Origin of the sequence: Pseudoalteromonas sp. BSi20311 (assembly GCF_000239875.1) — a bacterium.
Taxonomy (GTDB): Bacteria; Pseudomonadota; Gammaproteobacteria; order Enterobacterales; family Alteromonadaceae; genus Pseudoalteromonas.
In genome coordinates this window covers 1-8,374 of sequence record NZ_BADU01000042.1, presented here as the reverse complement: position 1 = coordinate 8,374, position 8,374 = coordinate 1, and the positions used below count along the sequence as shown (strand labels likewise).

Here is an 8,374-nt window from a genome sequence, read left to right as displayed (position 1 = left end):
CATAGCAATGACTAAAGTAAAGGCTGCAACAGCCTTTAACGTGAATTTTTTGGAAAACATAACCCCCCCAAAGGGATATCAATTAATATTTGAATTGATTAGGTTATTCTTGATTTTGCTTAAAAATACTTAAACGCAGAGATCAAAAAGCCTAATACAGATAATTTTCATATAAGTGAGCCAAATTTTAGGCACAATTATTCTGTATTTAGCTTAGTATTGGAGGTCTATATAGAGATGATGATGATTGACTTTGAGCCAAGTTTGAATATGAGAATATTTTTGATGATAAATCAATAAAGAGACTGTCACCTGTGTCTTTAATTAGTGTAGCGATACTTGAGCAACCCCCAGTAAAACAACTACAACTTTTCACACAACAGTCATCTTCTGCTTCATCTTCTGCTTCATCTGAATCATCAGATGAATGACTCATCATTGAATGGTCAATATGGTCCATCATTGACATATTTTGCATTTGCTCCTGCCCACTATTTCCCTTCATACTCATCATATGATAAGACATAACAGTAGACGCAACCGATTGACCAACAAAGGTCAAACAGACTAGCAGTACCATTAATGTTTTAGAGAAATTAGAATTCACAGCTAACCCAAAAAAATATTTCAATTAATTACATACTCGCATAACAAGCTCTATTTTTCAACAAATTAATTTTAAAAAAGTGAATGACTTGGTAGCCACTTACAAGAAAACATTAATTCTATTAAAGTCTTTAATATCCGATCATAAGACTACGATTATCATAGATATTTGATGCTTCTAAAATATTTCCCTCTCAAAAGTTTACAGATAGTTTTCATTACGTGAACTAATTCATAACCATCAATGCCTGCCAAGTGTAGTCAGCGACTTAAAATATACTTTGAGGTTTATAACAATCCAATAAATTGAAGCTTAACGTCTAAACATAATAATCTCTGAAAATAATTTCTCTGTGCTCATGTATGTTTTTAATATTACAATTCAAAACTTAGCTTCTGAGTTAACCTGTAGCAATTCACCACTCATCGTCATCAAGAAATAAATTACTTTATTGTTGTCTTTATTAAATGCACTGACTTTGTAGCGATTATCCTGAGCTGCATATAGCTTAAATTCTTCCGTAGTTAGAGCCTTCCAACTTTCATCTAACTTACCAACCTTGTAGCCCAAATCCTTAAAGGTGAGTTTCTGCGTTACTTTGATGGCTACTTGTATCGCGTCTTTTGCACTGATCATTTTGTGATCACCATGCGCAAATGCTATTCCTGTATTTAACATTAAACCGACAAATAGCATTACGATTAAATTTTTCATTTATGACTCCACTAAACTTTCTAAATAAACACTGATAATAAAAGATGATTATTTGAGTCCATGCTCAACATATTCACCATTAACTATTAATTGGACCTTTACAGGAGCATCTGAGGTGTTCTTCCAATACCAACCGTGTGAGCCTTCAAATGGTGCGGTAAAGCTCCCCTTCATTTCATCTGATGTTGCTATGGCATAACTTTCAAAATACCCAGTGGTGTCCCCTTTTGGCTCACCATGTAAATCGAAATACAAAACAGAGCCATCGGTTATCCATTCATAAGTCAACTTTTGATATTGCTCCATCGTAAATTTGTATTCAACGCCTCTTCCCGCAGGAACAACAACCTCAATTGTTTCAGTGGTAGCCTTACTCGTGGTAGTTGATGGCTCAGTTGAAGTCGTTGCTTGTGCATTATTAAATACGGTTAAACCAAGCTTATTACCCATGCCCGTTGGGTCAATATTATATTCTGCTGGCAATATCACTGTGATTAATGTGATAACAGCAAAAACAAAACTAAATATTGTGTATTTAAGTAATTTACTATTGGTCAATGTTACTTCCTGCGTATTTACTGCTTGAGTGTTAGTTTGTTGCATGTTTTTCTCTTCTCTTAATTCTTTATTTTCGTTAATTAACTGACTGTAAAATTTCGTTTAGCTGATAAAGTAGCCTGTTAATTGAAAGCCAATCAACATAAACCCAGCACTCATCAATAAGCAGTTGGTATTGGTCGCAAAGCGATTAAAACTATTGTGCTTTCGCCAGTAGTTTATCAATAATAAAATAAATGCTAATGCACTGAACTGCCCCAATTCAACACCAACATTAAAAGCAATTAAATTGGCAATTAATCCGTCTGACGGTAATTGAAATTCTTGAAGTTTAGTAGCTAAACCAAAACCATGAAATAAGCCAAAAATCAGTACCGCAGTTTTGGGATTAGGCGTAAAACCTATTGTTTTCTTAAAGCCGCCTAAGTTATCAAAACCTTTGTAGACAACAGAAAGTCCAATAATGGCATCGATTAAATAAGCATTTACCTGAATGTCATTAATAACGCCAAAAAGTAATGTTAGGCTGTGCCCTAAGGTAAACATACTGACATAGAGCAAGACATCACGACTCTTATATAAAAAGAACAACACACCGACGAGGAACAATAGGTGGTCATACCCAGTAACCATATGTTTTGCACCTATATATAAAAATGGAATGATCTGCACTCCAGTATTGCTTTGTAAAAAAGCACGCGTTGTTTCATCTACGCCATGAGCAAATGCTCCCACGGGCAACAATATGGAAATTAGAGCGATAAGGCTGATTAAGCCGTATCGCTGGGAATAATTAAACATTAACAGTTTCCTTTGTGTGGGGTGTTTTAGTAAAGATTTCTTTGTGGCTATGTAATAAACGATATAAAGCAGGAAGCACAAATAGCGTTAAAATTGTTGATGATATAATCCCACCAATGACCACTGTAGCAAGTGGGCGTTGCACTTCTGAGCCAATTCCTGTGTTAAGCGCCATTGGTACAAAGCCTAGCGATGCAACCAGCGCTGTAGTTAATACGGGTCGAAGTCTAGTCAGCGCACCATCAATAATGGCGGTATCTAATGCAACACCTTCTCGTCGAAGTTCTCTGATAAAGGACACCATAACTAAACCATTTAATATTGCTATGCCTGACAATGCGATAAAGCCAACGGCTGCCGAAATTGAAAAGGGAATATCCCGTATTAATAAAGCGAAAATACCGCCAGTCAACGCTAAAGGAACCCCCGTAAAGATGATCATTGAATCTTTGAAAGAGCCAAGTGCTAAGAATAATAAGCCAATGATCATGATCAGTGTAATAGGCACGACAATTGATAGCCTTTTAGAAGCAGATTGAAGCTTCTGATAAGTGCCACCATATTCAATCCAGTACCCTGAAGGCACTTCAACTGAACTCTCTATTGAAGCTTGAATATCTTTAACGAAAGAACCTAAATCTCTTCCCCTAACATTGGCGGTAACAACAACTCTACGTTTACCATTTTCCCTATTAACCTGGTTTGCCCCTTCTACTAATTCAAGTTCAGCAACTTCTTGCAAAGGTACATACTGGTCAGCTTGTATTTGTATGGGTAAGTGAGCCAACGAATCAACATCACTTCTAAGGTTTTCAGGAAGACGAACAACAATGTCTGCTCTTCGATCACCTTCATAAAATTTACCAGCGCTTGTTCCACCTAAGGCCGTAGCAAGCTGATCTTGTAGGGTTTTAATGCTAACGCCATATTTTGCTAATTGCTCGTGATTAGGATTGATCGTAAGCATCGGCAAACCTGTTGTTTGTTCAACTTGAACATCAGCAATTCCTTCAACGTTAGCAATGGCCGTGTTAATGCTTTTACCTAATGCCGTTAGTGTTTCAAAGTCATCACCAAATACTTTAATGGCAAGTTCAGCTCTTACACCTGCAAGTAGCTCATTAAAACGCATTTGTATTGGTTGAAGGAACTCATATCTGTTACCGGGAATGGGTTCTACTACTGCTGCTAACTCTTCTACAAATTGGGCTTTAGCTTTTGTAGGTTCAGGCCATTCACTACGTGGTTTTAATATAATAAAATTATCAGCAACACTTGGAGGAACAGCATCAGTGGCAACATCTGCTGTACCAATTTTTGCAAATACACGTTCTACTTCAGGCATCTGCGTAATTTTTTCTTCTAAAACTTTTTGAAGTGCAACGGCTTGTGTTAGTGATGTACCTGGAATACGTAAGGCATGCATAGCAATATCACCTTCATCTAAGTTAGGTACAAACTCACTCCCTAATTTATTTACGGAAAATCCTGCATAACCAACAAGTGCAACAGCTAACATCACGACAAACCAACGAATTTTAAGCGCAAAAGTTAACGTAGGACGATACACCGCAAGTGATGATTTCATGATAATATTTTCTTTTTCTTTCACTGGGCCTTTAAATAAAATAGCGATTGCAGCAGGTACAAAAGTGATAGATAGAAGCATTGCACAACACAAAGCAATCACGACAGTAATGGCCATAGGATGGAACATTTTCCCTTCAACACCTGTAAGTGCAAAAATAGGTAAATACACCGCTGTAATTATGAAGACACCGAATAGTGCTGGACGAATAACTTCCCTAGTCGCATAAAATACCAGTGATAAACGTTCATTTAACTCCATTGAACGCCCATTTGAAGAGGCAGCACTCAGTCGTCTCATGCAATTCTCAACGATAATAATTGCACCATCAACGAGCAAGCCAAAATCAAGTGCTCCTAAACTCATTAGGTTTGCACTCACTCTTGTTTGTACCATGCCAGTGATAGTCATTAACATGGCAAAAGGAATAACAGCAGCCGTAAGTAATGCTGCTCGCATATTACCGAGTAGAAGGAAAAGCACTACAATAACGAGCAATGCGCCTTCTAACAGATTTGTTTTTACCGTATCGAGGGTTTTTTCAACTAACTTAGTTCGATCATAAACAGCAGTAACAGTGATACCTGTCGGTAAACTTCGTTTTATTTCTTCAAGTCTTAACCCAACTGCTTTAGCGACTTTTTGGCTATTTTCCCCGATGAGCATAAAGACCGTGCTCATCACCACTTCTCTACCGTTTTGTGTCGCTGCACCTGTTCTTAACTCTTTCCCTTCTTTTACATTGGCAACGTCAGATATACGGATCACGCTACCGTCAGTCGTTTTAACAGGGATTGTAGATAGATCACTTATCGTTTTTGCTTGCCCTGGAATACGAAGCAGCCACTGAGCACCATTTTTTTCTATAAAACCAGCACCTTTATTATCATTATTATTTTCAATTGCTTGGATAACATCTTGTTGAGTAACACCAAAAGCTAATAATTTTTTAGGCTCAAAAGCGATCAATATTTCACGCTTAAAACCACCAATAGGGTTAACTTCAACTACGCCTTGCACTTGCATTAACTGAGGGCGAATAATCCAGTCATGTACAGTTCTTAGGTCCGTAGCCGTGATTCGTTCACCTTTATCATTAAGTGCCTCAGGCTCAGCATCAACAGTAAACATGAATATCTCACCTAACCCGGTTGCAATTGGGCCAAGTTCAGGCTCTAAACCAGTCGGCAAATCAGATTTAGCTGAAACTAATCGTTCATTTACAAGCTGTCTTGCAAAATAAATATCCGTGTCATCGCTAAAGATTGCTGTCACTTGTGACAGCCCATAACGTGAGACTGATCTTGTACTCACTAAGTTAGGTATGCCAGCTAACGCAGTCTCCAACGGATAAGTAACCCGTTGCTCAACTTCAAGTGGCGTATAGCCTGGAGCTTCCGTATTGATCATGACTTGCACATTAGTTATGTCAGGTACAGCATCAATAGGTAACTTGGTAAAATTCCAAATACCCAAACCTGCTAACGCAAGCACGGCTAGCATAATGATTGAGTTTCTACGGATAGAAAATCTAAGTAAATATTCGAGCATAATCAATCCTTAATGGTCGTGTGAAGCGCCAGACTTTTCAACATCAGCTTTGAGGATGTAACTATTTTCAGTCACGTATTCAGTGCCTAAGGAAATACCACTTAGCACTTCAATTTCTTCACCTACAGCTCGACCTAACTCAAGCATTCTTACCTCATATTCATCTCCGACTTTGGCATATACAACAGTAAAATCGCGGAAGCTTTGTAATCCACTGCGCTTTACTGCCATAGGTACATCGTATGAACCAATTTCAATCGCGGCACTAACAAATGCTCCTTCTGACAACGCAGAATCAGCATTATTAACGACTACACGAAATAGCTTCGCCTGATCATCTCTGACTTTTAGAATACGGCTCTCAACCGTACTCACCTGCTTTTCTTCAACACCATTAATCGTTATCGTGGTTTTTGCACCAAGACGCACGGTTGGTAAGTCTTTTGGAAAAACAGCTAACTGGGCAATTAATGTTTCATCATTGGTAATTTGTAGCAGGGAGCGGCCTTTAGATTGTTCGCCTGAGGTAACGTTAACGGTACTAACAATTCCATTTTGAGCAGAAAAGACTTTGTACGACTGAAGACTTTCATTACTTTCAACCGTGAGTAGTAATTGACCTTTCTTAACTGACTCTCCTAGCTTTACATTAACTTTTTTAACTAACCCGTCAAAGCGAGCATAAACATTACTCGTTGCATCAGCAGGTAGAACTAACTTGCCATAGACTTGAACTGTTTCATGAAATGTTGATGGACCAACAATTTCAGTCGAGATTTCCATTGCTTTTGCTACATCTTCAGCAATTTTTGTCCGACCTTCAAAGTTGTCATACTGCCAGTTGAAGGTTTTACCCTGATATTTTGCAGTGAGTGAAACCATAAATGAGTGCGGTTCATAGATAACCATGTCACCTCGAAGATATTCGCCTTCTTGGTAAAAATTTATATCGTCTATGCCATCACCCAATCTAGTCAACTTTACATTAAGGTCAACCTCTGACGGATCAATTGCTTTTCCGTCTGTTGATGCCCATACACGAAATTCAGGAGGGACGCCTGTTTCAAAGATTGAGAGTTCAATGGCAAAATCACCATCACGCAACATTCGTCCACGGTTGGGACCTTTTTCAGGTTCGGCTTCTTCTACCTTCGGCTCTGAAACCGCAAAGCTTGGGAAGCTTGCACTTATGCTAACAAGCCAGACGGTGCTTATTAAGGCTAATATTTGAAATGTTGGTTTCATGATTATTTCTCTTTCTTGTCTTTATTAATGGTTAAAATGGACGTTCCGGTTAAACGTTCAATTTCAATATTGTTTAAATGTGCATTTTGATAAGCAGCTATCAAATCAGATTGAGCATTGAGTAGGGCTTTCTGGGTGTTCATCCATTCGGTATAGCTATACTTACCAACGTTATATGCTTTTTCTGCCTCTTTAAAAGCTTGCTCCAAAACAGGAATAATATTGTCAGATACCGCATGAATGACATGTTGGCTATGCTTCAATTGTTCGATAAGAACATATAACTGAGTATTGAGTTTATGAACTAACGCTAACGACTCTGTTTCTAGTTGACTTTGAGAGGCTCGCAAGGCTTTTATTTTTCCTTCATTTCGATTCCCATCACCAAAAGGAATTGAAATTCCAGCAACTAAGCCGAAGTCATCAGTTGTTTCATATCGACGTAAGCCTGCTGAAAATTGCCATAATGGTTTGCTTTCAATGCGTGCAAGCTCTATCTCAGACTGGGCAATTCGTTGTTTTGTTGCAAAAAGATTCACTGAAGGTGTTTGTCTAAGTTTCGTAAATAAAGAATCAAAATTGGTTACACTTGGTAAAGATAATAATGAACCCACTATCATACTTTTCTTATGCCTATTATTTTGATTTACTCCTTTAATTTGCTCACCCCATTGTGCAAATAATTGGTACTTACTTGCATCAACTTCGTGAGTTAAATCCTCAACTATCAACTCACGATTAGCTACCTCAGCCTGAGACTTTAATTTATCTACTAAAGAGGACTTCCCTGCTTTTACGCGTTTACTTATTGCTTCAAATGAATTATTCGCTTGCTTAAGACTAAATTGAGCTAACTTCAATCGCTCATTATTGACAAGAACTTGTATAAAGTAACGTGCCGTTTGTGCAGCTAAATCCAAAGCTTTAACTTCACGCTCTAAAGCGACTGTAGAGCCATATTGTTTAGCTGCTTTTATTTTACTCTGTACCAATCCACCATCTAATAACCAAGAAATAGAAAGTGTTGATTGTGCACTCTTAAAGCCGCTGTGCTCACCTGTACCTAAAGCATCTTCAATGGTAAAACCAATTTGTGGTCTAGATTGAACCCCTGCCTGTTGAGCATAGCCAGAATACATCTTGGCTTGAATGGCAAATGATTTTAGCTCAGGATGCATATCTATTGTCTGTGCAATAGCTGAACGCAAATCAACCGTTTGCAAAGGAACTTCTTGGGCAAATGCAATTGTTGGTATGAATGGCATCAGCACCAATAAAACATTCCGACGAATCCTTACAAAAAACCGACC

Annotated in this window: 7 protein-coding genes; all 7 read right to left on the bottom strand. The window is 38.1% G+C overall.

Annotation, left to right across the window (positions count from 1 at the left end; all coding sequences use genetic code 11):
* Positions 1-208 precede the first annotated feature (208 nt).
* Entirely contained in the window at positions 209-607 is a 399-nt protein-coding gene (locus P20311_RS04045) for a CopL family metal-binding regulatory protein (protein WP_238529429.1), read from the bottom strand.
* A gap of 381 nt (positions 608-988) precedes the next feature.
* Complete coding sequence (locus P20311_RS04040; protein ID WP_008109964.1) at positions 989-1,321, bottom strand: DUF6488 family protein; 333 nt, start codon at positions 1,319-1,321, stop codon at positions 989-991.
* A gap of 48 nt (positions 1,322-1,369) precedes the next feature.
* Entirely contained in the window at positions 1,370-1,924 is a 555-nt protein-coding gene (locus tag P20311_RS04035; RefSeq protein ID WP_008109960.1) for a hypothetical protein, read from the bottom strand.
* A gap of 57 nt (positions 1,925-1,981) precedes the next feature.
* Positions 1,982-2,680: a HupE/UreJ family protein gene (locus tag P20311_RS04030; protein WP_008128610.1), complete on the bottom strand. Its 699-nt coding sequence runs from the start codon at positions 2,678-2,680 to the stop codon at positions 1,982-1,984.
* On the bottom strand, positions 2,673-5,819 hold the full coding sequence (locus P20311_RS04025) for an efflux RND transporter permease subunit (RefSeq protein ID WP_024600845.1): 3,147 nt from the start codon (positions 5,817-5,819) through the stop codon (positions 2,673-2,675). Before P20311_RS04025 ends, P20311_RS04030 begins: the two co-directional genes overlap by 8 nt.
* 9 nt (positions 5,820-5,828) lie before the next feature.
* Entirely contained in the window at positions 5,829-7,064 is a 1,236-nt protein-coding gene (locus tag P20311_RS04020; RefSeq protein ID WP_008109954.1) for an efflux RND transporter periplasmic adaptor subunit, read from the bottom strand.
* A 2-nt stretch (positions 7,065-7,066) separates the two neighbouring features.
* A partial coding sequence (locus P20311_RS04015; RefSeq protein WP_238529428.1) for a TolC family protein occupies positions 7,067-8,374 on the bottom strand: 1,308 nt, incomplete at its 5' end.

What these genes read in the sequence shown, in the direction of transcription:
- P20311_RS04040 (WP_008109964.1), bottom strand. Translation starts at nt 1,321, where the DNA reads ATGAAAAATTTAATCGTAATGCTATTTGTCGGTTTAATGTTAAATACA.
- P20311_RS04035 (WP_008109960.1), bottom strand. Translation starts at nt 1,924, where the DNA reads ATGCAACAAACTAACACTCAAGCAGTAAATACGCAGGAAGTAACATTG.
- P20311_RS04030 (WP_008128610.1), bottom strand. Translation starts at nt 2,680, where the DNA reads ATGTTTAATTATTCCCAGCGATACGGCTTAATCAGCCTTATCGCTCTA.
- P20311_RS04025 (WP_024600845.1), bottom strand. Translation starts at nt 5,819, where the DNA reads ATGCTCGAATATTTACTTAGATTTTCTATCCGTAGAAACTCAATCATT.
- P20311_RS04020 (WP_008109954.1), bottom strand. Translation starts at nt 7,064, where the DNA reads ATGAAACCAACATTTCAAATATTAGCCTTAATAAGCACCGTCTGGCTT.